This is a genomic window from Neisseria sp. P0019.S003 (assembly GCF_051957115.1).
Lineage (GTDB): Bacteria > Pseudomonadota > Gammaproteobacteria > Burkholderiales > Neisseriaceae > Neisseria > Neisseria flavescens_D.
This window is the reverse complement of sequence record NZ_JBQCWT010000002.1, coordinates 416,396-442,059: the sequence shown is the minus strand read 5'-3', so window position 1 is coordinate 442,059 and position 25,664 is coordinate 416,396. Positions and strand designations below refer to the sequence as shown.

The window sequence follows — 25,664 nt, the reverse complement described above, 5'->3', positions numbered from 1 at the left end:
TTAGCCTTTTCATTTTAAGCCGCTGCCATTATGATAAGGATTATCAAAAGATTATTAAAAGGATATGCCGCATGACGATATGGTTTGTTGCCGCCGCCGTTGTTCTAATTGTCGAATTGTTTATCGGAACGGTTTATCTTTTGGTGGTCAGCGTAGCGCTGGCCGCCGCCGGAATCATGTACGGATTAAGCAGTCACTTTTCTGCCGCTGTTTTGACCGCGGCCATCATCAGCGCACTCGGTATCTGGCTGGTACACGGCCGTCTGAAAAACCGCTTGGCTCCCCAAGCGCTCAACGATGATTTGGATATTGGGCAAAACGTCCGCATCCTACGCCACCTGCATGACAATATATACGAAGTCGCCTACCGCGGCACACACTGGCAGGCACAAGCCGAACGGCCTCAAGATACTTTTCAGACGGCCTCAAGCGCAGTCATTACTGCCAAAAACGGCAATCTGCTGATTATCCGCACACTCTCCCAACCATCATCATAAGGAAACATTATGGAATTTCTGCTCAGCCTCCCCGTCCTCATCCTCATCGTTGTTGTTATTTTTGGTTTCAAATCCTTTATCGTTGTGCCGCAGCAGGAAGTTTATGTGGTCGAACGATTAGGCCGTTTTCACAAAGCGCTGACCGCAGGCCTGAACATCCTGATCCCTTTTATCGACCGTGTCGCCTATCGCCACTCGCTGAAAGAAGTTCCTTTGGATGTTCCCAGCCAAGTCTGTATTACCCGCGACAACACTCAGCTGACTGTGGACGGCATCATCTACTTCCAAGTTACCGATCCTAAACTTGCTTCATATGGTTCCAGCAACTACATCATGGCGATTACCCAGCTTGCGCAAACAACTTTGCGCTCTGTCATCGGCCGTATGGAGTTGGATAAAACCTTTGAAGAACGCGACGAAATCAACAGCATTGTTGTTGCTGCTTTGGACGAAGCGGCAGGCGCTTGGGGCGTGAAAGTCTTGCGTTACGAAATCAAAGACTTGGTTCCGCCGCAAGAAATTCTGCGCTCCATGCAGGCTCAAATTACCGCCGAACGTGAGAAACGCGCGCGCATTGCCGAATCCGAAGGCCGTAAAATCGAGCAGATCAACCTTGCCAGCGGTCAGCGCGAGGCAGAAATCCAACAATCCGAAGGTGAAGCGCAAGCCGCCATCAATGCGTCAAACGGTGAAAAAATCGCCCGCATCAACCGCGCACAAGGTGAAGCCGAAGCCCTGCGCCTGGTAGCCGAAGCCAACGCCGACGCCATCCGTAAAATTGCCGAGGCTGTCCGCTCAGAGGGCGGTGCTGAAGCTGTCAACCTGAAAGTTGCCGAGCAATACGTTGCCGCCTTCAGCAATTTGGCTAAAGAAAGCAACACGCTGATTATGCCTGCCAACGTTGCCGACATCGGCAGCTTGGTCTCCGCCGGTTTGAAAATCATCGACGGCAACAAGCCTAAAGCCTCATAATAGCGTTCTGATTCAGGCCGTCTGAAAACCCAATACGGCTTTTCAGACGGCCTTTTTATATCGTTCGATTTTTATATGAATACACAAACCATCAAAACCTATCTTGTCGGCGGCGCCGTCCGCGACCATCTGTTAGGCCTGCCCGTCAAAGACCGCGACTGGGTAGTCGTCGGTGCAGATGCGCAAACCATGTTGGCTCAAGGCTATCAACCCGTCGGCAAGGATTTTCCCGTCTTTCTCCATCCGGACAGCCACGAAGAATACGCCCTCGCCCGTACCGAGCGCAAAACCGCCAAAGGCTATGCCGGATTCAGCTTTCATGCCGATAAAGACGTTACGCTGGAACAAGACCTGATGCGCCGCGACCTGACCATCAATGCCATGGCGCAAGATTCAGACGGCACGATCATCGACCCTTTCGGCGGACAACAAGATTTGGCGGCCGGCATCCTGCGCCACGTTTCGCCTGCCTTTGCTGAAGACCCCGTGCGTATTTTGCGTATTGCCCGTTTTGCCGCGCGTTATGGTTTTCAAATTGCCGATGAAACCATGTCGCTGATGCGGCAAATGGTAGAAAACGGCGAAGCGGATGCCTTGGTTGCCGAACGTGTCTGGCAGGAATTGGCCAAAGGCTTGATGGAGAAAAATCCGCGCCGAATGATTGAAGTTTTGCGCGAATGCGGCGCACTCAAAGTTTTACTGCCAGAAGTCGATGCCCTTTTCGGCGTACCGCAACGCGCCGACTATCATCCCGAAATCGACAGCGGTATTCATACGCTGATGGTTGTACAACGAGCCGCCGAGATGAATCTATCCCTCGCCGAACGCTATGCCGCCTTATTGCATGACTTAGGCAAGGCAAAAACACCGGCCGATATCCTGCCGAAACACTACGGACACGACCTCAACGGCGTCGAACCCGTCCGCGAAGTCAATCAACGCCTGCGCGCGCCCAAACACTGCGCCGAGCTTGCCGAACTCGTCTGCCGTTGGCACATCATGCTTCATCAAGTCGGGCAGTTCAAAAGCAAAACCATTTTGAATGTTTTGAAAAAAACCGACGCATTCCGCCGCCCCGAACGTTTTCAGACGGCCTTAAACGTCTGCGTGGCCGACAAACAAGGTCGTCTGAACCTTGAAGACGCCCCCTATCCGCAACGCGAACACTGGCTGGCCTTACTTGAGGCCGCCAACCGAGTAGATGCAGGAAAAATTGCCGCAGAGTGCCGCGCACAAGGGAAAGCCCATTTAATTGCCGAACAAATCGATCATGCCCGCTTGGCGCAAATTACACCGCTGCAAAAAGCGTATCAGGCAGACAAAGTAGGAGGCTATTGATGGCATCTTCGCGTTATAAAATCGAGCGTATGCCCGACGGCATTGCCGTATCTGCGCGTGTTGTACATGATTCGCAGGAAATCGGTTTTACCGCGGTATTTCTTATGTTTTCCTTTGCTCTTACATGCATCGCGCCGTTTTACCTTGAAGAACACTATTTCACTAATTTAGAAGCCATTCTCATCCCTTTACTTTTTACTTTCTACTTAGTGGGTTCACTTGTTTACGGCCTTCTTTGGCAACTTTTCGTACGTGAAAACATCAAGATCCGTAACCATACGCTGTCTCATGGTTATACCTTGTTCTCCATTGGGCGTTGGCGTAGTTTCCCGTTGTCAGAAATCTCCGAATGGCATTCTCGTGACCATATTCCCAAAGCTCCTATTGCACAAGGAAGGAAACAGAGGTTGCCAAACGAAAGCCTATACCAAAATGGTATGAAACGAAAAATTCACAATATTCCCAATATTTTACGTATCCAAAAATGTGTACAAGGTGCATGGTCTTTCGATTATCAGGGAAAAACCATACGTATCGGCGATTTTTTTGATAGCCACGATTTTCAGGCAGTCAATATTGAATTGAACAGATTTATCCCCACATCTGCCAAAGCCCGTCAACTTAAAGACGTCCTTTAAAACAGCCACCACGATATCCGCTATAATCCACACCTTGACCATCTTATTTCAACTATAAAATCATGACTATCCATACCGATTTACTTCACGAAAAAATCAGCAATGAAGATTATCAACGCCTCATTGTCAAACACAGCGAATCTTTCAGCGACGGCGAAATCTGCCTATTGAATGAGATTTTGGAAAAATTTGAATTTGATGTCATACAGGAACAAGCATTGGCGCAAGCTGTGATGCAGCAGGTGCGCTTCGATCCAAACGACTACCATATCGACAGCGACGATGAAGACACAACCGGCATCTGTCCGCACTGCATCAATCCGCCCATGCCACCCCTGCGCGATTATTTGGTTTGGCGCGAAACACGCGGCTGAAAATTTTCCTAATCGATTTTGATAAGTTATTAACCATTCGTTATCGAACAAGGCCGTCTGAACAGGTGTCATCGTTACATTTGTTCAGACGGCCTTTTGTAAATAAATGTTCATGACTAGGATAAATCAGTATAATCTGCGCCGTTTGAATTTTCTTCGGAGCTTTTATGAATCAGCTTAAAACGGCGGTAGCCGGTGCGCAGATTTTGTTTGTCGCATTCGGTGCCATGGTGCTTGTGCCGCTTCTGACGGGTCTGAACCCGGCTTTGGCATTATTGGGCGCAGGCTTGGGCACTTTGTTGTTCCAATTGGTTACCAAACGTAAAGTGCCGATTTTCCTCGGCTCTTCTTTTGCCTTTATTGCACCGATTATCTACTCCATCGGCGAATGGGGCCTGCCTTCTACCATGTTCGGCCTGTTTGCGGCAGGTTTCATGTACTTTGTCTTTGCCGCGCTAATTAGATGGCGCGGTCTGGATGCGGTACACAAGCTGTTGCCGCCCGTGGTTATCGGTCCGGTGATTATGGTAATCGGTTTGTCCGTGGCCGCTGCAGCCAGCAGCATGGCCATGGGTCAGGCAGATGGAAAACAGGTCATCGACTATATCGACTCGCTGATTCTCTCCGGCTTTACCTTTGCGGTAACCGTCATTGTTTCTGTCTTCGGCAGCAAAATGATGAAGCTGATTCCGATTCTGATCGGCGTGGCTTCAGGCTATGTGTTGGCTTTGATCATGGGCTTGGTCGATACCAGCGCCATCATCAACGCTCCTTGGTTTGCGATCCCTCATTTTGAAACGCCTCAAGTCAACTGGCAGGCTGCCTTGTTTATGTTGCCCGTCGCCATTGCCCCGGCTATCGAACACATCGGCGGCATTATGGCCATCGGTAATGTGACCGGCAAAAACTACACCAAAGACCCTGGCTTGGATAAAACCCTCGCCGGCGACGGCTTGGGCGTGTGCGTGGCCGGTTTGATTGGCGGCCCTCCTGTGACCACTTACGGCGAAGTAACCGGCGCGGTGATGATTACCAAAAACAGCAACCCCGTTATTATGACTTGGGCGGCAATTTTTGCGATTTTTATGGCGTTTTTTGGTAAGTTCAACGCGTTTTTGGCTTCGATTCCTATGCCGGTTATGGGCGGCATTATGTTACTGCTGTTCGGTACAATTGCCTCTTTGGGCATCAAAACATTGATTGATGCGAAAGTCGATTTGATGCAGCCTAAAAACCTGGTTATCGTCAGCTCCGTATTGACAACCGGCATTGGCGGCATGATTATCAAAGTAGGTACTTTGAGCTTCGCCGGTGTCGGTTTGTGCGCCGTATTGGCCATTATCCTGAACTGCGTTTTGCCCAATACAAAATCAGAAGAAGCATAAATAGCTGGTTCATAAACTCAAAGGCCGTCTGAAAATAAGGTTTCAGACGGCCTTTTTATTACGCTTTATACAATGAAAAATGCCGGAGACTTAACTATCTCCGGCATTTTTGAATAAGGTGGCGAGCCGAACCCCCGGCACTGGCTCATCAGAGTGGGCTGCTGGCTTCCGCCCCTGACCCGGTGTTCCGAATTACCATGCGGGGAGACCCGCCATAGAAGAAACGCATTATAGCGGTTTTACAGAAAAACTCAAGCGATAAAATCTGTCAGGCCGTCTGAAAACTATTTACACGACAAGATTGTAAACAATATTGCCTAGTTGCAAATCATTCCCATTGAAATGTTTATCGTCTTTTCCGTTGAAAAATATCGAAAATTACACTACATTAACACTTTACGCCATCAAGAAGAAATTGCATTTTCAGACGGCCTTTAATATAAAAACATTACATCCATCAACGGAACACGACCATGACCACGACTACTGCCCCTCAGCGTATTCGAGAAATTCCCTATAACTATACTTCTTATACCGACCGCGAAATCGTCATCCGACTGTTGGGCAACGAAGCGTGGCAAATCCTGCAAGACCTGCGCGGTCAACGCAAAACAGGACGTTCGGCACGAATGCTGTTTGAAGTATTGGGCGATATTTGGGTGGTCGTGCGCAATCCGTATCTGGTCGATGACTTGCTGGAGCACCCAAAACGCCGCGCCGCGTTGGTACGCGAAATGCGCCACCGCTTAAATGAAATCCGCAAACGCCGCGACGATAATCGGCAAGTGGATGTCTTGGTTGCCGCAGCAGAAAAAGCAGTCGAGCGTTTTGATGGCAGTTTTGATGAAACCAGCCAAAAACGCCATCAGATTTTGGAACGCTTAAGCAAAATCACCAAGCCGCACAACATCATGTTTGACGGCTTGGCTCGCGTAACGCACGTTACCGATGCGACCGACTGGCGCGTGGAGTATCCTTTTGTCGTCGTCAATCCTGATACCGAGGCAGAGATCGCGCCTTTGGTGCGCGCCTTAATCGAACTGGATTTGGTCATTATTCCGCGTGGCGGCGGTACGGGTTATACCGGTGGCGCAGTACCTTTGGACGCAAACAGCGCAGTCATCAATACCGAAAAACTCGACAAGCATCGCGGCGTCGAATACGTTGAGCTGGCAGGCTTGGACGGCAGACATCCGATTATCCATTGCGGCGCAGGCGTAGTAACCCGCCGAGTGGAAGAAACCGCGCATCAGGCAGGTTTGGTGTTCGCCGTTGATCCAACTTCCGCCGATGCGTCTTGCGTGGGCGGTAATGTGGCGATGAACGCAGGCGGTAAAAAAGCCGTGCTGTGGGGTACTGCCTTGGACAACCTCGCCTACTGGAACATGGTTAACCCTCAAGGCGAATGGTTGCGTATCGAACGCGTGCGCCACAATTTTGGCAAAATCCACGATGAAGAAACCGCCGTGTTTGATGTACATACGCTAGATTCAGACGGCCTCAATATCGTCAATACCAAACGTTTGGAAATCCCCGGCCACAAATTCCGCAAAGTCGGTTTGGGCAAAGACGTTACCGACAAATTCTTGAGCGGCCTGCCCGGCGTGCAAAAAGAAGGCACGGATGGCATCATCACCAGCGTTGCCTTCGTATTGCATAAAATGCCGAAATACACGCGCACTGTGTGTATGGAATTTTTCGGTACGGTCGCTACCGCCACGCCGTCCATTGTTGAAATCCGCGATTTCCTACTTACCCATGAAAGCGTACGACTGGCTGGTTTGGAGCATTTAGACTGGCGCTACGTCCGCGCCGTCGGTTATGCCACCAAAGCGGCGGGCAAAGGCCGACCTAAAATGGTCTTGCTGGCAGACGTGGTTTCCGACGATGAAGCCGCCGTGCAGGCAGCCGCTGAACATATCTGCGAACTCGCCCGCGCCCGTGACGGCGAAGGCTTTATCGCCATATCTCCAGAAGCGCGCAAAACCTTCTGGCTTGACCGCAGCCGCACCGCCGCCATCGCCAAACACACCAACGCCTTTAAAATCAATGAAGACGTGGTAATCCCGCTTGAAAGGCTCGGCGAGTATTCAGACGGCATTGAACGCATCAACATTGAGCTTTCCATCCAAAACAAACTCAAACTCTGTGCCGCCTTGGAGCAATATCTGTCCGGCAAACTCCCCATCGACAAAATGGGCACGGACCTGCCGACCGCCGAACTTTTGGGCGAACGCGGCAAACACGCCCTTGCCCACGTTTCCGCTGTCAAAGCGCGTTGGGAATGGTTGCTCGCCAATCTCGATACGCCGCTTGCCGACTACAAAGCCCGCTACGGCGCAGCTGTCCACGCCGCGCCCGAAGCCAAAGACAATGAAAGCTGCTTTATTGCCTTCCGCGATTTCCGCCTGCGCGTGTCTGTCAAAGCAGACGTAATGAAACCGCTTTCTGAAATTTTCAGCGGCAAAACAGATACCAAAATTATCCAAGGCTTGGGCAAAATCCACGCCAAAACCGTACGCAGCCGCGTGTTCGTCGCCCTGCATATGCATGCTGGCGACGGTAACGTTCATACCAATATTCCGGTTAACTCAGACGATGCCGAAATGCTTCAGACGGCCTACCGTTCTGTAGAACGCATCATGAAAATCGCCCGCTCGCTCGGCGGTGTGATTTCGGGCGAACACGGCATCGGCATCACCAAGCTCGAATTTTTGACCGATGAAGATTTGCAGCCGTTTTGGGACTACAAAAACCAAGTCGATCCGAAACACACCTTCAACCGTCACAAACTGATGAAAGGCTCGGACTTACGCAACGCCTATACGCCGTCTTTCGAGCTCTTGGGGGCGGAATCGCTGATTATGGAAAAATCAGACCTCGGCACCATTGCCGATTCCGTCAAAGACTGCCTGCGCTGCGGCAAATGCAAACCTGTTTGCTCTACTCACGTTCCGCGTGCCAACCTGCTGTACAGTCCCCGCAACAAAATCCTCGGCGTAGGCTTGTTGACCGAAGCCTTCTTATACGAAGAACAAACTCGTCGCGGCGTTTCCGTCAAACATTTTGAAGAACTGATGGACATCGGCGACCACTGCACCGTGTGCCACCGCTGCGTTAAGCCTTGCCCTGTCAACATCGACTTTGGCGACGTTACTGTAGCCGTCCGCAACTACCTTGCCGATTCCGGCCACAAACGCTTTGCGCCTGCGGCTTCAATGGGTATGGCATTTTTGAACGCCACAGGCCCGAAAACCATTAAAGCCCTTCGCGCCGCAATGATACAGACCGGCTTCCCTGCACAAAACTTTGCCTACAAAATCGGCAAGCTTCTTCCGATTGGCACTAAAAAGCAAAAAGCCGAACCGAAAGCCACCGTCGGTACCGCCTCAATCAAAGAACAGGTTATCCATTTCATCAACCGTCCTTTGCCGAAAAGCGTGCCAGCCAAAACTCCGCGCTCTATGCTGGGTATAGAAGACGACAAGAGCATCCCCATCATCCGCAATCCGGCTGCACCAGAAGATGCCGAGGCCGTGTTCTACTTCCCCGGTTGCGGCTCTGAGCGTCTATTCAGCCAAATCGGGCTTGCCGTTCAAGCCATGCTCTGGCATGTCGGTGTACAAACCGTCCTGCCACCTGGCTATATGTGTTGCGGCTATCCGCAAGACGCAGGCGGCAATAAGGCTAAAGCCGAAGAAATGAGCACCAACAACCGCGTGGCTTTCCACCGTATGGCAAACACCCTCAACTACCTCGACATTAAAACCGTTGTCGTCAGTTGCGGTACCTGCTATGACCAACTGGAAAAATACCGTTTTGAGGGAATCTTTCCAGGCTGCCGTATCATCGACATCCACGAGTACCTGCTTGAAAAGGGGGTACAACTAAACGGCGTACAAGGTCAGCAATACCTCTACCACGACCCTTGCCATACCCCAATCAAAACCATGAATGCCACCCAAATGGCTAGCAGCCTGATGGGACAGAAAGTCGTCTTAAGCGACCGCTGCTGCGGCGAGTCCGGTATGTTTGCCGTCAAACGACCAGACATTGCCACTCAGGTCAAGTTCCGCAAACAAGAGGAAATTGAGAAAAACCTCAAAGAGCTGCCGCAGGGCGAACCCGTCAAAATGCTCACCTCCTGCCCAGCCTGCCTGCAAGGCTTGAGCCGCTACGCCGACGACAACAATATGCCCGCAGACTACATCGTCATCGAAATGGCAAAACACATCCTCGGTGAAAACTGGCTGGATGAGTTTGTGAAAAAAGCCAATAACGGAGGTGTAGAAAAAGTATTGCTCTAAGGACTTAGACAAAAACTTGTGGCTGTAATAAAGGCCGTCTGAAAATATTTCAGACGGCCTTTTTATTCAAAAGAATCAAGATAAAATAATCAAATCAAACGCCTTTACAAATAGTGATGCCACACCAGCAGCATTCAATAAAAAAATAAAACCTGAGGCCTTTTATACCTCAGGTTTTATTTATTAAGCCTTATGCTTTTAAGCCTTATGCTTTTTCTTGCTGACGTTTTCTTTCTGCCATCATCTCATGCAATGTTTGCTTGGCAGGTTTCATCGGAACATGGTTATTGGTCCAGCTTAACTGCTTGCTAGGCGTCAATGCACGGAATTTAGTGGCTGTCCAACCGAATGCACGGTAAGCTTTACTACCGCTGAAAATACCGTCAAACGTACGCCATGCCATTTGTTCGCCGAAAGTATGCGATGCACCTTGACCACGGATAGGATGTGGAACGATTTCGGTTGGCGAACGTTGCGCTTCAACACGCAGACGTTGCATTTGTTCGGTAATCGGAATGCGTACCGGACAAACTTCAACACAGGCGCCACACATGGTACATGCAGTCGGCAGATCGCGTGTCGCATCCAAGCCCAACAAATGCGGAGAGATAATCTCGCCAATCGGGCCGGGATAAGTCGTACCGTAAGCCGCGCCACCGATACGGGTATAAACCGGACAGTGGTTCATACACGCACCGCAACGGATACATTGCAAAGTACGGCGCATTTGATCTTCTGCATAAGCTTGGCTACGGCCGTTATCAAGCAGTACCAAGTGCATTTCTTGAGGGCCGTCCAACTCTTCGCTACGGCGAGGGCCGGTAATCATATTGAAATAAGTGGTAATGTTCTGACCGATGGCAGAGCGTGGCAACAGGCTGTACAAAGGCGGAACATCGGACAGCTTCGCAACCACTTTTTCAATACCGGTAATGGCGATGTGCACAGGCGGTACAGTGGTACTCAAGCGGCCGTTACCTTCGTTTTCAACCAGACACAAAGTGCCCGTTTCCGCAACGGCAAAGTTCACACCGCTCAAACCGACATCGGCAGTGCTGTAAATATCGCGCAAAGCTTTACGCGCAAATCCGGTCAACTGGTCTACGTCGTCTGTCAATGGCGTGCCGAGGTTTTGATGGAAAAGCTCGCTAACCTGTTCTTTGGTCTTGTGAATGGCAGGCATTACGATATGGGTTGGTTTCTCGCCGGCCATTTGCACGATAAACTCGCCCAAATCGCTCTCAACTGCTTTAATGCCTTGATCTTGCAGATAATGGTTCAGCTCAATCTCTTCGCTGACCATAGATTTGCCTTTCACCATCAGCTTGCCGTTTTTATCGGTAATGATATTGTGAATGATTTGGCAGGCTTCGGCAGGTGTTTCTGCCCAGTGGACTTTAACGCCCAGCTTGGTCAGGTTTTCTTCCAGCTGTTCCAATAATGCAGGCAATTTGGACAACGAACGTTGACGGACATGTTCACACAAGTCACGCAGGCTTTGCAGCTCTTCTTCATCTGTCAAAACGGCTTTGCGCTTGGTCATCAGCATGTCCATCGCTGTGCGCAAGCTTTTACGCAAAGGTTTGTCTTGCAAAGAAATCGCGGCGTTTTGCTTGAACGTTTCCGGCTTCATATGGAATTTAATGGTTTGGGAACTCATGCTTTTTCCTCCAAATCGGCAGGGGAAATATGATCAGGCAGAACGGCCAAAACCACTAAATCGCGCGGGCCGTGTGCACCATAGGCCAAAGTCAATTGAATATCGGCAGTCTTAGACGGGCCGGAAATCAAAATAACGTTGGTAGGCATGCCTTTTTCTACCAGTTTTTCGCCTTCAACAGCATTATGGAATTCGTTGTACATTTTGCTGGTGTCAAACAAGCAGAAATGCACAGGCGGAACCAAACTCAGGCTGCGCGGCTCGACAGGGCTGGACTCCAGCATAATCGTACCGGTACGGGCAATACCGCATTTAGAGCCGCTAAATCCAGCCTCAATATCGGCAAAAAATTCATTTTTCCAGTCGTCGATTTTTCGCTCAAAACCGCGCGGTTCAATATTGGTATCGGCCAAAGCTGCACGAGCCAGCTGGCCGTGTTCTGTTTCCAATGGGAGCAGAATATTTTTCAAGCCTTTGCCTTCGGCTGCTTGGCGGAATACTTGCGGCCAGTTGGATTTGGTAACCCAATAGATTTCAGTTTTAACGGCACGCATGGCAGCCGCCCAATGTTTCAAGCGCTCGACATCGTTAGCCCAAGAAACACCCATTTTACGGTAATACTCGAAAACCGGCGGTTCTTCCATCGGCAAGGCATCGGCTTTTTTCAATTTCGCTAAAATATTTTCGCGCGCGCTCATGCTTTACCTCCGGTACGTTCCAACAGGAAAGATGCAATATGTTTCGGACGTGGCATATTGGGTTCGTCTTTGGCAATTTTGCCGCCGATATTCATCATACAGCCGCAGTCCGCGCTGATGATTTCAGTTGCGCCTGTTTCTTTTAAGGCTGCGACTTTGTCGGTTACCATCGCACCGGAAATATCGGCTTGTTTCACAGAGAATGTACCGCCAAAACCGCAGCACTCGCTTTCATGGTCGTGAACGATACGTTCAACATTTTCCATGCCGTCGATCAGCTGCCAGCCTGACAAATGTACATTCATCTCGCGACGCGCCGCGCAGGAAGTATGAACAGCCACTTTAACCGGCTCGCCTTTATCTTCAGGTTTGTAACCAATCGCCAGCAGGAAGTGGGTAAATTCAATGATACGGTTGGCGCAATCAATGGCTTTTTGCTCGTACTCGGTACCTTTGAACAAAATCGGCCAGTGGTGTTTCATCATGCCGCCGCAAGAACCGGAAGGCACGACAATCGGCCAATTTTCAGGGAATAAATCCAGTTGCGCTTTGGCAACATCAAAGGCTTCTTTAGGATGGCCTGACGAATAGGCCGGTTGACCGCAGCAGCTTTGCTCCATTGGATAATGGACACGGATACCCTGTTGTTCGATTAAAGTAATGGCATCCATGCCTGCTTCAGGCATGAAAAGGTCGAGAACGCAAGTACCGAAGAAATAAGCATCGGTTGGCTTGCTGTCGAATACAGTGATTTGTGGTGGTTTGATTGCGCTCATTTTTTAGAACGGGACAACCCGTTTTCTTGTGTAAAAATAAGATGGATACTTTAAGTAATTGCTTGTAATGGGTCAAGTCTAATTTTAAAAAATAATATTAAAAAAGCATGACAAACCAGACAAACACCTTTTCCTTATTAACTTGATAATCTACATAATAACCACTATCAACAAGAAAACTGATGGATTCATTTTTTAATGAATGAAGCTCGTACATTCTCTCTTTATTTAAAACACAATAACTGCCTCTTTATAGAATCTTGATTTACATCAGAAGTCATGAACTTAATCTCTATGACTCATTTTTAAACAAAATAAGCGACCCATTATGCTGTACATATGTTTCAGACGGCCATATCTGAATAAAAAGATGTCTAAGATAATAAAAATAAAAGTTTTTCTCACAAGACTCAGGCCGTCTGAAAGATAAGTTCGTCAAAAGGCCTCTTTCCATCTGCTTAATCCTACTTTTAATCAAAATCAAACACTTAAAAATCATCGTTCCTAACCTTGAAAACCCTTTGCACACTCAAGCACTTCCAGTATCATTGAGACAGTTTCTTGACGCAAAATTACAGTCTTAGCCGCCCACAATCGGCATGGATTTGCAAAAGAAGTGAAACCAAGCTTCAAAACAATTTCACCTTAATTTCGGAGTAGGCATTATGTTGACCCAGACTCAACAGGTTGATTTGACCTTGCATCACCTTAAAGAACGCACCCTATCGATATACACTCCCGAACAGCGTGCAAGCATCGAGGCATCTGAAGACTGGAAACAGTTTGACAGACGACTTGAGGAACACTTTCCAAAACTGATGCACGAGCTGGACAATGTTTACAACAACAACGAAGCCGTCCTCCCCATGCTGGAGCAACTGATTTCCCAAGCATGGCAAAGCTATTCCCAACGCAACTCATCCTTAAAAGATATCGATATCGCGCGCGAAAATGATCCTGACTGGATTTTATCCAACAAACAGGTTGGCGGCGTGTGCTACGTCGATTTGTTCGCAGGTGATCTGCAAGGCTTGAAAGCCAAAATCCCTTATTTCCAAGAATTGGGTCTGACCTATCTGCACCTAATGCCCCCGTTTAAATGCCCTGAAGGCAAAAGCGACGGCGGCTATGCTGTCAGCAGCTACCGCGATGTCAATCCGGCACTAGGCACAATAGACGACTTGCGTGATGTCATTGCCGCCTTGCACGAAGCAGGTATTTCCGCCGTTGTAGATTTCATCTTCAATCACACTTCTAACGAACACGAATGGGCAAAAGGCTGCGCCGCCGGTGATCCGCTCTACGACAACTTCTACTACATCTTCCCCGACCGCTGGATGCCCGACCAATACGACCGCACTCTGCGTGAAATCTTCCCCGACCAACACCCGGGCGGCTTCTCCCAACTGGAAGACGGACGCTGGGTATGGACAACATTCAACTCCTTCCAGTGGGACTTGAATTACAGCAACCCATGGGTATTCCGCGCTATGGCAGGCGAAATGATATTCCTTGCCAACTTGGGCGTTGATATTCTGCGCATGGATGCCGTTGCCTTTATTTGGAAGCAAATGGGCACAAGCTGCGAAAACCTGCCTCAGGCACACGCCCTGATTCGCGCGTTTAACTCCGTAATGCGTATCGCAGCGCCAGCCGTGTTCTTCAAATCCGAAGCCATCGTCCATCCTGACCAAGTTGTCCAATACATCAGCCAAGACGAATGCCAAATCGGCTACAACCCTCTGCAAATGGCATTGTTGTGGAACACCCTCGCCACACGCGAAGTCAACCTGCTCCATCAAGCACTAACCTACCGCCACAACCTGCCCGACCATACTGCATGGGTCAACTATGTCCGCAGTCATGACGACATCGGCTGGACATTTGCCGATGAGGACGCATGGCAGTTCGGTATTCACGGCTACGACCACCGACAATTCCTCAACCGCTTCTTCGTCAACCATTTCGACGGCAGCTTCGCGCGCGGTGTACCGTTCCAATACAACCCAAGCACAGGCGACTGCCGTGTCAGTGGTACAGCCGCAGCATTGGTCGGCTTGGCGCAAAACGATCCATATGCCGTTGAGCGCATCAAACTTTTGTACAGTATCGCTTTGAGTACCGGCGGCTTACCGCTGATTTATCTAGGCGACGAAGTCGGTACGCTCAACGACGACGACTGGTCGAACGACAGCAACAAGAGTGACGACAGCCGCTGGGCACACCGTCCTCGTTATGATGAAGAGTTGTATAAACAACGCCATGACGGCTCGACCACTGCCGGTCAAATCTTCCAAGGTTTGCGCCATATGATTTCCATCCGCCAAAGCAATCCGCGCTTTAATGGCGGCAGATTGGTCACCTTCAACACCAACAACAAACACATCATCGGCTATATGCGCAACAACGCGCTTTTAGCATTCGGCAACTTCAGCGAGCATGCGCAAACCATCAGTGCGCACACCCTGCAGGCCATGCCGTTTAAAGCACACGATTTAATCAGCGGTCAAACCATTTCTCTGAATCAGGATTTAGTACTGCAACCCTATCAAGTCATGTGGCTTGAAATTGCATAAGCCGAAATTTTGATACACCACTCAAGGCCGTCTAAACAAATCAGCGTTCAGACGGCCTTTTAAGGCATAAGATGTATTTTGTATTTTGGGTAGTTTCGCTTAGAATGCATGCTTTAATACCAGATGACACACTAAAAATCAGGAGTAAAAATCTATGTTGAAAAAATTCGTACTCGGCACCATCGCTGCAGTAGTTTTGGTTGCTTGCGGCGGTGAAGGCAGCAACTCAGCTTCTTCTGCACCAGCCCAATCCGGCGCGGCCTCCGGTTCTCTGATTGAGCGTATCAACAACAAAGGTACCATCACAGTCGGTACGGAAGGCACTTACGCACCCTTCACCTACCACGACAAAGACGGCAAATTGACCGGCTACGATGTCGAAGTAACCCGCGCAGTCGCCGACAAACTGGGCATCAAAGTTGAATTTAAAGAAACACAATGGGACTCTATGATGGCAGGTTTGAAAGCCGGCCGTTTTGACGTGGTTGCCAACCAAGTCGGCCTGACCAGCCCTGAGCGTCAAGCGACTTTTGACAAATCCGAGCCTTATAGCTGGAGCGGTGCCGTATTGGTTGCCCGTAAAGACAGCAACATCAAATCCATTGACGACATCAAAGGTGTGAAAACTGCACAATCCCTGACCAGTAACTATGGTGAAAAAGCCAAAGCTGCAGGCGCAGAACTCGTACCGGTAGACGGCTTGGCGCAATCCCTGACCCTGATTGAACAAAAACGTGCCGATGCAACCCTGAACGACGAATTGGCGGTATTGGACTATCTGAAGAAAAATCCGAATGCCGGCGTACAAATCGTTTGGTCTGCCCCGGCTGACGAAAAAGTCGGCTCCGGCTTGATTGTCAATAAAGGCAATGATGAGGCATTGGCCAAATTCAGCACAGCCATAACTGAGCTGAAAGCAGACGGCACGCTGAAAAAACTGGGCGAACAATTCTTCGGAAAAGACATCAGTGTTAAATAATTTCCTTGCCTCTCTGCCGTTTATGACGGAAACACGCGCTGATATGCTCATTAGCGCGTTTTGGCCTATGGTTAAAGCCGGCTTCGCAGTGTCTTTGCCTTTAGCGATCGCTTCTTTCGTTATCGGCATGATTATTGCCGTAGCAGTTGCTTTGGTGCGGATCATGCCCTCCGGCGGTATTTTCCAAAAATGCTTGCTGAAGCTGGTGGAATTTTATATTTCCGTCATTCGCGGTACGCCGCTTTTGGTGCAGTTGGTCATCGTATTCTATGGTTTGCCTTCCGTCGGCATCTATATCGATCCGATTCCTGCCGCCATCATCGGCTTTTCGCTCAATGTCGGCGCATACGCTTCCGAAACCATACGCGCGGCAATCTTGTCCGTACCTAAAGGCCAATGGGAAGCCGGTTTCTCCATCGGTATGACCTATATGCAGACGTTCCGCCGTATTATCGCGCCACAGGCATTCCGCGTTGCCGTACCACCTTTAAGCAACGAGTTTATCGGCTTGTTCAAAAATACCTCGCTTGCCGCCGTGGTAACGGTAACCGAGCTTTTCCGTGTTGCCCAAGAAACAGCAAACCGTACTTATGACTTTTTGCCCGTTTATATCGAAGCCGCATTGGTTTATTGGTGTTTCTGCAAAGTGCTGTTTTTGATTCAGGCGCGCTTGGAAAAACGCTTTGACCGCTATGTCGCCAAATAAGGAGTTGTCATGATTAAAATCCGCAATATCCATAAGACCTTTGGCGAAAATACCATTTTGCGCGGCATCGATTTGGATGTCGGCAAAGGACAAGTGGTCGTTATCCTAGGCCCTTCCGGCTCAGGCAAAACCACGTTTTTACGCTGTTTAAACGCTTTGGAAATGCCTGAACAAGGTCGAATCGAGTTTGACAACGCGCAGCCGTTAAGCATCGATTTTTCCAAAAAACCAAGCAAACACGATATTTTGGCACTGCGCCGCAAGTCCGGCATGGTGTTCCAACAATACAACCTTTTTCCACACAAAACTGCGTTGGAAAACGTTATGGAAGGGCCGGTTGCCGTACAAGGCAAGCCTGTCGCCAAAGCCCGTGAAGAGGCTGTCAAATTGCTTGAAAAAGTCGGTTTGGGCGATAAGATTGACCTCTACCCCTACCAGCTTTCAGGCGGTCAACAGCAGCGTGTCGGTATTGCCCGAGCATTGGCGATTCAGCCTGAATTGATGCTGTTTGACGAACCAACTTCCGCGCTTGACCCTGAATTGGTGCAAGATGTTTTGGATACCATGAAGGAATTGGCACAAGAAGGCTGGACCATGGTTGTCGTTACTCATGAAATCAAATTTGCCTTGGAAGTGGCAACCACCGTTGTCGTGATGGACGGCGGCGTTATTGTCGAACAAGGCAGCCCGCAAGATTTGTTCAATCATCCCAAACATGAGCGCACACAAAAATTCCTGCGCCAAATCCGTGCGGACAATGCCGAGCTTCAAATTTAATTGAAACAACAGATAATTTGAAAGCATTTCCGACTGTCATTTCATAAAGGCCGTCTGAATAAGTGAAATAGAAATCGTTGATTTCGTTTTCATACTTGTTCAGACGGCCTTTTATATATCTTTTCAGGTAAAATATCGCCTTTCGTTTTACTTATCCCCTTGCCTGCCATCATGATAGAAATTAAAAAACTCACCCTGCAACGCGGTTTGAAAGTCCTGCTCGATAAAGCCGATGCCGTAATCAACCCCGGCCAACGCGTTGGTTTAATCGGTAAAAACGGTACGGGCAAATCCAGCCTGTTTGCGCTGATAAAAGGTGAAATCACACAAGATGGCGGCGAAATCCTGATTCCCAAAACATGGCGGCTGGCTTCCGTCTCTCAAGAAACGCCTGATTTAGATATTTCCGCTTTAGACTACGTTTTGCAAGGCGATGCCGAATTGCAGGCTTTTCAGACGGCCTTAGCCCAAGCAGAAACGCAAAACGACGGCATGAAGCAAGCCGAATATCACGCCAAACTTGAAGAAATCGATGCCTACACTGCTCCGGCACGTGCCGCCAAACTGCTTAACGGCTTAGGTTTTGCACAAGAAGAACATACCCGTCCCGTCAAATCCTTCTCCGGCGGCTGGCGTATGCGCCTCAACCTTGCCCAAGCGCTGATTTGTCGTGCCGATTTACTGCTTTTGGACGAACCGACCAACCATTTGGATTTAGAAACCGTGTTGTGGCTGGAAAACCATCTCGCTTCCCTGCCCTGTACGCAAATCATCATCTCTCATGACCGTGATTTCTTGAATGCCACCACAACGCAAACCATCGAGCTGTCGCAACAAAAACTGACCCAATACGGCGGCAATTACGATTTCTATCAAGCCGAACGCGCCCAACGTCTGGCGCAACAACAAGCCGCCTACGTCAAACAGCAGGCGCAAATCAAACATCTGCAATCCTTTATCGACCGTTTCAAAGCCAAAGCCACAAAGGCCGTACAAGCCCAAAGCCGCATGAAGGCATTAGCCAAACTTGAGCGCATCGCCCCTGCGCATTTGGATAGCGAGTTTTCCTTTGAGTTTGCCAATCCGACCCACCTGCCCAATCCATTATTGAAACTCGACCATGCCGACTTGGGTTATGGCGACAATACCGTTTTGCACGATATCACCTTGTCTCTCGAAAGCGGCGCACGTTACGGCCTGTTGGGCGTTAACGGCAGCGGTAAATCCACATTTATCAAAGCATTGGCAGGAAAAATCGATTTGCTTTCCGGCAGCATCATCCGCTCCGAAAAGCTCAATATCGGCTATTTTGCCCAACACCAACTGGACACATTGCGCGCCGATCAAAGTCCGGTTTGGCATATCCAGCAGCTTTCGCCCGAAGTCCGCGAACAGGAAATCCGCAACTTTTTAGGCGGTTTCAACTTTGCCGGCGATATGGCGGTTCAAAAGACCGAGCCTTTTTCGGGTGGTGAAAAAGCGCGGCTCGCCCTTGCCATGATTATCTGGCAAAAACCTAATCTGCTGCTGCTTGACGAACCGACCAACCACCTAGACTTGGATATGCGCCACGCCCTAACACTTGCCCTGCAAAGTTTCCAGGGCGCATTGATTGTTGTTTCGCACGACCGCAGCCTGCTTGAAGCGACTACCGACAGCTTCCTATTGATTGACAAAGGCCGTCTGAACAACTTCGATGGCGATTTGAACGACTACCGTCAATGGCGGTTGGCACAAGAAAACGCTGCAGCAGCCCCCGCCGCTTCTGCACAAAGCCAAAGCCGCAAAGACACCAAGCGCATAGAAGCACAAATCCGTCAGGAAAAAGCCAAACGCAGCAAACCGATTCAGCAAAAAATCGACAAAGCTGAAAAAGAAATCGCACGATTGACTGATATTCAGACGGCCTGTGAAGCATTTTTGGCACAAGAATCTGCTTATTCAGAAGAAAATAAACCCAAATTGCAAGAGACACTCGCACAATTAACAGAAACTAAAGTAAAATTAACGCAACTGGAAGAAAACTGGCTGCAATGGCAGGAAGAGCTTGAGCAAATCCAAGTTGATGTCGAAGCCGAGTTTTCCCAATAAAAATAGAGCCATCAGGCCGTCTGAAATAAAACACAATACGGAAAAACATGACTTCAATCATCAAACAAGCCGGATACTTCCTCGTATCCTCTTTCGTCTTGAGCATTTCTCTTCACACAGCCGCCGCAGTTTATTCCTGCGGCAACAGCAGCTATACTTCCGAACCCAAATCCTCCTGCGCACAGGCCGAATTGCCTAAAATCAGCGGCCATCAAGGCAGCGGTTACCACCTCAACATCCGCAGTCTCAATGCCTCTGATGAACGCGCAAGTGCAAAGCCTAAGAAAAAGGTACGCGCGGAAAAATCCGCTAAACAAGAGAAAAAAGCCGAAAAACCGAGCAAAAACAAAAACGGTGCAAAAGCTAAAAAACAACAGCCCATGCCGTCTGAACAAGAATAAAATGCTCAACTGCAACGAATCAGCCCTACCTGAATCATGAAAAAATATCTGCTTACCCTATCCCTGCTGCCGCTTGCCGTTTTCAACAGCCAAGCCCACGCCGCAAAAATCTATACCTGTGAAGTCAACGGCTCGATTGTCTATACCTCGCGCCCAAGCGGCAACTGCCAAGCCGTCAACGATTTACCAATTGTCGGCAAATACAGCAGCAGCCGATACGACGCCCCGGTCAGCGATGCCCCTACACTCGATGCGCCGACATCACAAACTGCTCCGGCAAAAAGCAAAAACACAGCGGCAAAATCCAACCATAAGGCAACACCCAAACCTGCTCCTGTCCGCACCGCTTCTGAAACGGCTCCTCCTCCGGTTCCCAAATCCTCCGGCGTCAACAGCCGCCGCTCTATTTTGGAAACCGAGTTATCCAATGAACGCGCGGCTTTGGCCGATGCCAAAAAGCAACTGAGCCAAGCGCGGACAGCCAAAGGCGGCAGCGTCAATCAACAGGCCATCAGCACATTGCAAGGTGCGGTTTTGGATAGGGAAAAAAACATTCAAGCCCTCCAGCGCGAACTGGGCAGAATGTAAGTCCAAATCAATCAAAACATCAGGCCGTCTGAACAGGTGGAAACGAAATCCAAAATTTTCGTCACGCCAAACAGACGGCCTGAATCCTATAATGATTACGCCCGTTTCAATTTCTTGTGCCTAGTAAATACGGTATAATTTGCCCTTTACGCACATTACCCCCGGTCTTTTCAGACGGCCTTTATCTCATGACTGCAAAATCTTCTAAAACCCAAACAAAAAAACGCGTCTCTACCAAACCGGCAGCCAAACCGACCACACGCAAATCCACCAAAGCACAAACTCAAGCCGACAATAAAGTCTCCCAACGCCTCAAGGCCGCCAAAGAGCTGCAAAGAAACGAAGAAAAAAAAGCGCGTCCCGAGCATGTCGTCAACTTGATTAATGATGCTTTATGGCTGTTTGGCTTGGTTATTACCATTTATCTGGCCATTTCCCTGGCCAGCTTCAGTATGGACGACCCTGCATGGTCGCGCAGCGTTCCCAAAAGCAACGATGTCGCCAACCTCGGCGGCCTCTTCGGCGCATATCTTTCCGATGTCGGATATTATCTGTTCGGCTTATCGTTTTGGTGGTGGATAGCCGCCTCTTGCGTTTTCCTCTACAAGAATTTCCGCCCCATGAAAAAGCAGGAAAACCACAAGCCCTACAATCACGGCGTAGCCGCTTTGGCATTGTTTCTCCTGCTAGTGTGCAGCCCGATTATCGAACATTTCCTGTTTGACAATGCATTGAGCGAATCCCTTCCCGTCGGTGCAGGCGGCTTGGTCGGCTTGTTAGCGGGTTCAGGCTTGGCTTGGCTGTTGGGTAAGTCGGGCAGCCTGTTGATTATGCTGGTGATGTTGCTTTTATCCATTTCCCTGCTGGCCCAGGTGTCATGGTTGGAAGTCATGGCCAAATCCGGCAGCCATGTGGGCGGCCTGTTTGGCAGCTTGATGAAAAAACTGTCGCAATATCAAAATAAAAAAGAAGATGTCAGCGCCGAAGCTTTGGAAACCCAAAATACGCGCCGCATGGTTAAAGAGGCAAAAGCTATTACCGCCACTCCGGTTGCTCCGTTGGCAGGAAGCAGCAGCAACCGCAAAACCGTTGCCGTATCCGTTGCGCCGCCTCCTAAAATCCAAACTTCCCTGTTTGACGATACTGAACCTAAAAACAACGGCGAATACCACAAACCCAACATGAATCTGTTGCGTATGCCGTCTGAAGAACCGGTTGCCTTCAATCCGGATGAATTGCAACAGACCGCAGAATTGATCGAAGCCAAGCTGGCTGAATTTGGCATCGGCGTACAGGTTGTTTCCGCCACTTCCGGCCCCGTGATTACCCGCTACGAAATCGAACCGGCACAAGGTGTCAAAGGCAGTCAAATTGTCGCGCTGTCCAAAGATTTGGCGCGCTCGATGTCTCTGCAAGCGGTACGCATTGTTGAGACTATTGCCGGTAAAAACACCATGGGGATTGAATTGCCCAATGAGAAACGCCAAGACGTGATGTTGAGCGAAATCCTCTCTTCATCCGTATTTACCGATGCCAAGTCCAAACTGACCGTTGCTTTGGGTAAAGATATTGCAGGTACGCCCGTTGTCGGCGACTTGGCAAAAATGCCGCATCTTTTAGTCGCAGGTATGACCGGCTCTGGTAAATCCGTCGGTGTGAACGGCATGATTATGTCCATGCTCTTCAAAGCCACGCCCGACGAAGTCCGCTTCATTATGATTGACCCGAAAATGCTGGAATTGAGCATTTACGACGGCATTCCGCACCTGCTTTGTCCGGTTGTGACCGATATGCGCGAGGCAGGACAAGCGTTGAACTGGTGTGTTGCCGAAATGGAAAAACGCTACCGCCTGCTTTCCCATGCCGGCGTGCGCAATTTGGACGGTTTCAACCAAAAAGTCGAACAAGCCAAAGCGGCAGGTAAGCCATTACTCAATCCGTTCAGCTTAAATCCTGACGATCCTGAGCCTCTGGAAAAACTACCGTTGATTGTGGTCGTCATTGACGAATTGGCAGACTTGATGATGACCGAACGCAAATCCGTTGAGCAGCAAATCGCACGCCTTGCCCAAAAAGCGCGTGCGGCAGGCATTCACATGATTGTCGCCACCCAGCGTCCGAGTGTCGACGTGGTTACCGGCCTGATTAAAGCCAACATTCCGACACGCATGGCCTTTACCGTACAAAGCAAAATCGACAGCCGCACCATTCTTGACCAAATGGGTGCGGACGAATTGCTCAAATACGGCGACTCATTATTCCTGCAACCGGGTAGCGCAGAACCGACACGCCTGCAAGGTGCGTTTGTTTCCGATGATGAAGTACATCAGGTCGTCAATTTCGTCAAAGAACAGGCTCCGACCAATTATGTGGAAGGTCTGCTCAGTGGCGAAGCGGCCATCGAAACCACCAATATTGTCAATCCGAACGCAAACAGCGATGAGTTATTTGATCAAGCCGTTGCCTTCGTATTGGAAAGCCGCAAGACTTCCATTTCCGCCCTGCAACGCCAATTGCGCATCGGCTACAACCGTGCCGCCAATTTGATAGATGCGCTTGAAAATGCCGGTGTTCTCTCTCCTGCAGACATCAACGGCAGCCGACGGATTCTGGCACAAAAAGACCAGCTGTAAAAAACAACAATATCAAAACACAAAGGCCGTCTGAAAAGAATTTCCCACTTTTCAGACGGCCTTTTTATGTTATTCATGAAACATTGTGTTATACTAAGCAGCTAAATTTTGACCTTATGCACGCTTCCGAAATTCTTCGGAATACTGAGCAGAAGGATAACCGTTTAAACACAACAAATTTAAGGGCTTACGATGAGCGTAACTGTTGAAACTTTAGAAAATCTGGAACGCAAAGTAGTATTGTCTCTGCCTTGGTCCAAAATCAACGCAGAAACTGAGAAAAAACTGAAACAAACCCAACGCCGCGCAAAAATTGACGGCTTCCGTCCGGGTAAAGCACCGTTCAAAATGATTGCCCAAATGTACGGCGCAAGCGCACAAAACGACGTTATCAACGAATTGGTACAACGCGAATTCTACGAAGTTGCCGTTGCTCAAGAATTGAAAGTTGCCGGTTACCCACGCTTTGAAGGCGTTGAAGAACAAGACGATCAAGAATCTTTCAAAGTTGCCGCTATTTTTGAAGTTTTCCCTGAAGTAACTATTGGCGACCTATCTGCCCAAGAAGTAGAAAAAGTTACTGCGACTGTTGGCGATGCCGAAGTCGACCAAACTGTAGAAATCCTGCGTAAACAACGCACCCGCTTCAACCATGTTAACCGCGAAGCCCAAAACGGCGACCGCGTCATCATCGACTTTGAAGGCAAAATCGATGGCGAACCTTTCGCCGGCGGCGCGTCTAAAAACTACGCTTTCGTATTGGGCGCAGGTCAAATGCTGCCTGAATTCGAAGCCGGTGTTGTCGGCATGAAAGCCGGTGAAAGCAAAGATGTTACTGTAAACTTCCCTGAAGACTATCACGGTAAAGATGTTGCCGGTAAATCTGCCGTATTCACCATCACCCTGAACAACGTTTCTGAAGCTACTTTACCTGAAGTTGACGCTGACTTTGCTAAAGCTCTGGGTATTGAAGACGGCGACGTTGCCAAGATGCGTGAAGAAGTGAAGAAAAACGTTGGTCGCGAAGTTGAGCGCCGCATCGGTGAACAAACTAAAGAATCTGTAATGAACGCCCTGCTCAAAGCAGCCGATTTGCAAGTTCCTGTTGCTTTGGTCAACGAAGAAGCCGCCCGCTTGGCAAACGAAATGAAACAAAACTTCGTTAACCAAGGTATGGCTGACGCTGCCAACTTGGAGCTGCCTTTGGATATGTTCAAAGAACAAGCAGAACGCCGCGTTTCTTTGGGTCTGATTTTGGCTAAATTGGTTGAAGAAAACAAACTTGAGCCAACTGAAGACCAAATCAAAGCCGTTGTTGCCAACTTCGCTGAAAGCTACGAAGATCCTCAAGAAGTTATCGACTGGTACTACGCAGAGCCTTCCCGCCTGCAAGGCCCAACTTCTTTGGCAGTAGAAAGCAACGTTGTTGATTTCGTTCTGAGCAAAGCTAAAGTAACCGAAAAAGCGCTGTCTTTTGACGAAGTAATGGGCGCACAAGCTTAATTGCTCTAAGGCCGTCTGAAACAGACAATCAAAAGCACCGAAGCGCTTTAAATGGCTTTGGTGCTTTTCCATCATTAACAGGAGACAAAAATGTCCTTCGATTTCAATAATTACCTTGTCCCTACCGTTATCGAACAAAGCGGTCGCGGTGAGCGCGCATTCGACATCTACTCACGCCTTTTGAAAGAGCGCATCGTTTTCTTGATCGGCCCGGTGACAGATGAATCTGCCAATCTGGTTGTTGCGCAATTACTGTTCTTGGAAAGCGAAAACCCAGATAAAGATATCTTCTTCTATATCAACTCCCCGGGCGGTTCGGTTACTGCCGGTATGTCGATTTACGATACCATGAACTTCATCAAGCCTCATGTTTCTACTTTATGCTTGGGCCAAGCGGCAAGTATGGGCGCATTCCTGTTGTCCGCAGGCGAAAAAGGTAAACGCTTTGCCCTGCCAAACAGCCGCATCATGATTCACCAACCGCTCATCAGCGGCGGCTTGGCCGGTCAGGCTTCCGATATTGAAATTCACGCTAAAGAGCTGCTGAAAATCAAAGAGAAACTGAACCGTTTACTCGCCAAACATTGTGATCGCGATTTGGCTGACTTGGAACGAGATACCGACCGCGATAATTATATGTCTGCCGATGAAGCTAAAGAATATGGTTTGATTGACCAAGTTTTGGAAAACCGTGCCTCTCTGCAAGCCTAATCTTTATAGTTTTTAAATTAAAAGGCCGTCTGAAAAGTATATATTCAGACGGCC

General features: G+C 49.2%; 19 protein-coding genes, 1 other RNA gene and 2 pseudogenes. 18 read left to right on the top strand and 4 right to left on the bottom strand.

Annotated features, from left to right (window positions below; all coding sequences use genetic code 11):
* The first annotated feature begins 71 nt into the window (after positions 1-71).
* The 6 genes from ACTHTS_RS05255 to ACTHTS_RS05230 all read left to right on the top strand — a co-directional run bounded on the left by ACTHTS_RS05255 (position 72) and on the right by ACTHTS_RS05230 (position 5,204).
* Positions 72-497: an NfeD family protein gene (locus ACTHTS_RS05255; protein ID WP_049333478.1), complete on the top strand. Its 426-nt coding sequence runs from the start codon at positions 72-74 to the stop codon at positions 495-497.
* Between the two features lie 9 nt (positions 498-506).
* Positions 507-1,469: an SPFH domain-containing protein gene (locus ACTHTS_RS05250; protein WP_440369414.1), complete on the top strand. Its 963-nt coding sequence runs from the start codon at positions 507-509 to the stop codon at positions 1,467-1,469.
* Positions 1,470-1,544: 75 nt separating this feature from the next.
* Complete coding sequence (locus ACTHTS_RS05245) at positions 1,545-2,807, top strand: multifunctional CCA addition/repair protein (RefSeq protein WP_440369413.1); 1,263 nt, start codon at positions 1,545-1,547, stop codon at positions 2,805-2,807.
* Positions 2,807-3,445 carry a hypothetical protein gene (locus ACTHTS_RS05240; RefSeq protein ID WP_440369412.1) on the top strand — a complete coding sequence of 213 codons (639 nt, stop codon included), beginning with the start codon at positions 2,807-2,809 and terminating at the stop codon, positions 3,443-3,445. The genes ACTHTS_RS05245 and ACTHTS_RS05240 overlap by 1 nt, the downstream gene beginning before the upstream one ends.
* Before the next feature lie 62 nt (positions 3,446-3,507).
* Positions 3,508-3,819, top strand: a complete 312-nt coding sequence (locus ACTHTS_RS05235; RefSeq protein ID WP_440369411.1) for a hypothetical protein — start codon at positions 3,508-3,510, stop codon at positions 3,817-3,819.
* Positions 3,820-3,986: 167 nt separating this feature from the next.
* A complete protein-coding gene (locus tag ACTHTS_RS05230) occupies positions 3,987-5,204 on the top strand; it encodes a uracil-xanthine permease family protein (protein WP_070632985.1) in 1,218 nt (405 codons plus the stop codon).
* A 117-nt stretch (positions 5,205-5,321) separates the two neighbouring features.
* On the opposite strand, the gene ffs is transcribed toward ACTHTS_RS05230, so the two are convergent.
* Positions 5,322-5,418: signal recognition particle sRNA small type (ffs, locus tag ACTHTS_RS05225), an RNA gene on the bottom strand.
* Positions 5,419-5,677: 259 nt separating this feature from the next.
* On the opposite strand from ffs, the gene ACTHTS_RS05220 reads away from it, so the two are divergent.
* Entirely contained in the window at positions 5,678-9,511 is a 3,834-nt protein-coding gene (locus tag ACTHTS_RS05220; RefSeq protein ID WP_440369410.1) for a DUF3683 domain-containing protein, read from the top strand.
* 205 nt (positions 9,512-9,716) lie between these two features.
* Here the strand turns inward: ACTHTS_RS05220 and ACTHTS_RS05215 are convergent, their stop codons facing one another.
* From ACTHTS_RS05215 to ACTHTS_RS05205, 3 genes are read right to left on the bottom strand one after another with little or no spacing between them, the layout of a single operon-like run.
* The gene (locus tag ACTHTS_RS05215; RefSeq protein WP_440369409.1) at positions 9,717-11,171 is read right to left on the bottom strand and encodes a LutB/LldF family L-lactate oxidation iron-sulfur protein; all 1,455 of its coding nucleotides are present in this window, start codon (positions 11,169-11,171) and stop codon (positions 9,717-9,719) included.
* Positions 11,168-11,869 (bottom strand): LutC/YkgG family protein, encoded by a 702-nt coding sequence (locus ACTHTS_RS05210; RefSeq protein WP_440369408.1) that lies wholly within the window; start codon positions 11,867-11,869, stop codon positions 11,168-11,170. Before ACTHTS_RS05210 ends, ACTHTS_RS05215 begins: the two co-directional genes overlap by 4 nt.
* The gene (locus ACTHTS_RS05205; protein ID WP_114926187.1) at positions 11,866-12,645 is read right to left on the bottom strand and encodes a (Fe-S)-binding protein; all 780 of its coding nucleotides are present in this window, start codon (positions 12,643-12,645) and stop codon (positions 11,866-11,868) included. Before ACTHTS_RS05205 ends, ACTHTS_RS05210 begins: the two co-directional genes overlap by 4 nt.
* A 665-nt stretch (positions 12,646-13,310) precedes the next feature.
* Between ACTHTS_RS05205 and ACTHTS_RS05200 the strand changes: the two genes are divergently transcribed.
* From ACTHTS_RS05200 to clpP, 11 genes and pseudogenes are all read left to right on the top strand, one after another.
* On the top strand, positions 13,311-15,221 hold the full coding sequence (locus ACTHTS_RS05200; protein WP_070625303.1) for an alpha-amylase family protein: 1,911 nt from the start codon (positions 13,311-13,313) through the stop codon (positions 15,219-15,221).
* Between the two features lie 154 nt (positions 15,222-15,375).
* Entirely contained in the window at positions 15,376-16,200 is an 825-nt protein-coding gene (locus ACTHTS_RS05195) for an amino acid ABC transporter substrate-binding protein (protein WP_070625304.1), read from the top strand.
* Positions 16,190-16,906: an amino acid ABC transporter permease gene (locus ACTHTS_RS05190; protein ID WP_049323221.1), complete on the top strand. Its 717-nt coding sequence runs from the start codon at positions 16,190-16,192 to the stop codon at positions 16,904-16,906. The genes ACTHTS_RS05195 and ACTHTS_RS05190 overlap by 11 nt, the downstream gene beginning before the upstream one ends.
* A gap of 9 nt (positions 16,907-16,915) precedes the next feature.
* On the top strand, positions 16,916-17,683 hold the full coding sequence (locus ACTHTS_RS05185) for an amino acid ABC transporter ATP-binding protein (protein WP_440369407.1): 768 nt from the start codon (positions 16,916-16,918) through the stop codon (positions 17,681-17,683).
* 171 nt (positions 17,684-17,854) lie between these two features.
* Complete coding sequence (locus ACTHTS_RS05180; protein WP_440369406.1) at positions 17,855-19,774, top strand: ATP-binding cassette domain-containing protein; 1,920 nt, start codon at positions 17,855-17,857, stop codon at positions 19,772-19,774.
* A gap of 47 nt (positions 19,775-19,821) precedes the next feature.
* On the top strand, positions 19,822-20,175 hold the full coding sequence (locus ACTHTS_RS05175; RefSeq protein WP_440369405.1) for a nucleolar protein: 354 nt from the start codon (positions 19,822-19,824) through the stop codon (positions 20,173-20,175).
* A 36-nt stretch (positions 20,176-20,211) separates the two neighbouring features.
* The gene (locus tag ACTHTS_RS05170) at positions 20,212-20,763 is read left to right on the top strand and encodes a hypothetical protein (RefSeq protein ID WP_049328344.1); all 552 of its coding nucleotides are present in this window, start codon (positions 20,212-20,214) and stop codon (positions 20,761-20,763) included.
* A gap of 188 nt (positions 20,764-20,951) precedes the next feature.
* Positions 20,952-21,654: pseudogene (locus ACTHTS_RS05165) on the top strand (DNA translocase FtsK 4TM domain-containing protein); the annotation flags it as partial.
* Between the two features lie 101 nt (positions 21,655-21,755).
* A pseudogene (locus ACTHTS_RS05160) lies at positions 21,756-23,396 on the top strand (DNA translocase FtsK); the annotation flags it as partial.
* Positions 23,397-23,588: 192 nt separating this feature from the next.
* On the top strand, positions 23,589-24,899 hold the full coding sequence (gene tig / locus ACTHTS_RS05155; RefSeq protein ID WP_440369404.1) for a trigger factor: 1,311 nt from the start codon (positions 23,589-23,591) through the stop codon (positions 24,897-24,899).
* Between the two features lie 90 nt (positions 24,900-24,989).
* The gene (clpP, locus tag ACTHTS_RS05150; protein ID WP_003683589.1) at positions 24,990-25,610 is read left to right on the top strand and encodes an ATP-dependent Clp endopeptidase proteolytic subunit ClpP; all 621 of its coding nucleotides are present in this window, start codon (positions 24,990-24,992) and stop codon (positions 25,608-25,610) included.
* The last annotated feature ends 54 nt before the right edge of the window (positions 25,611-25,664 follow it).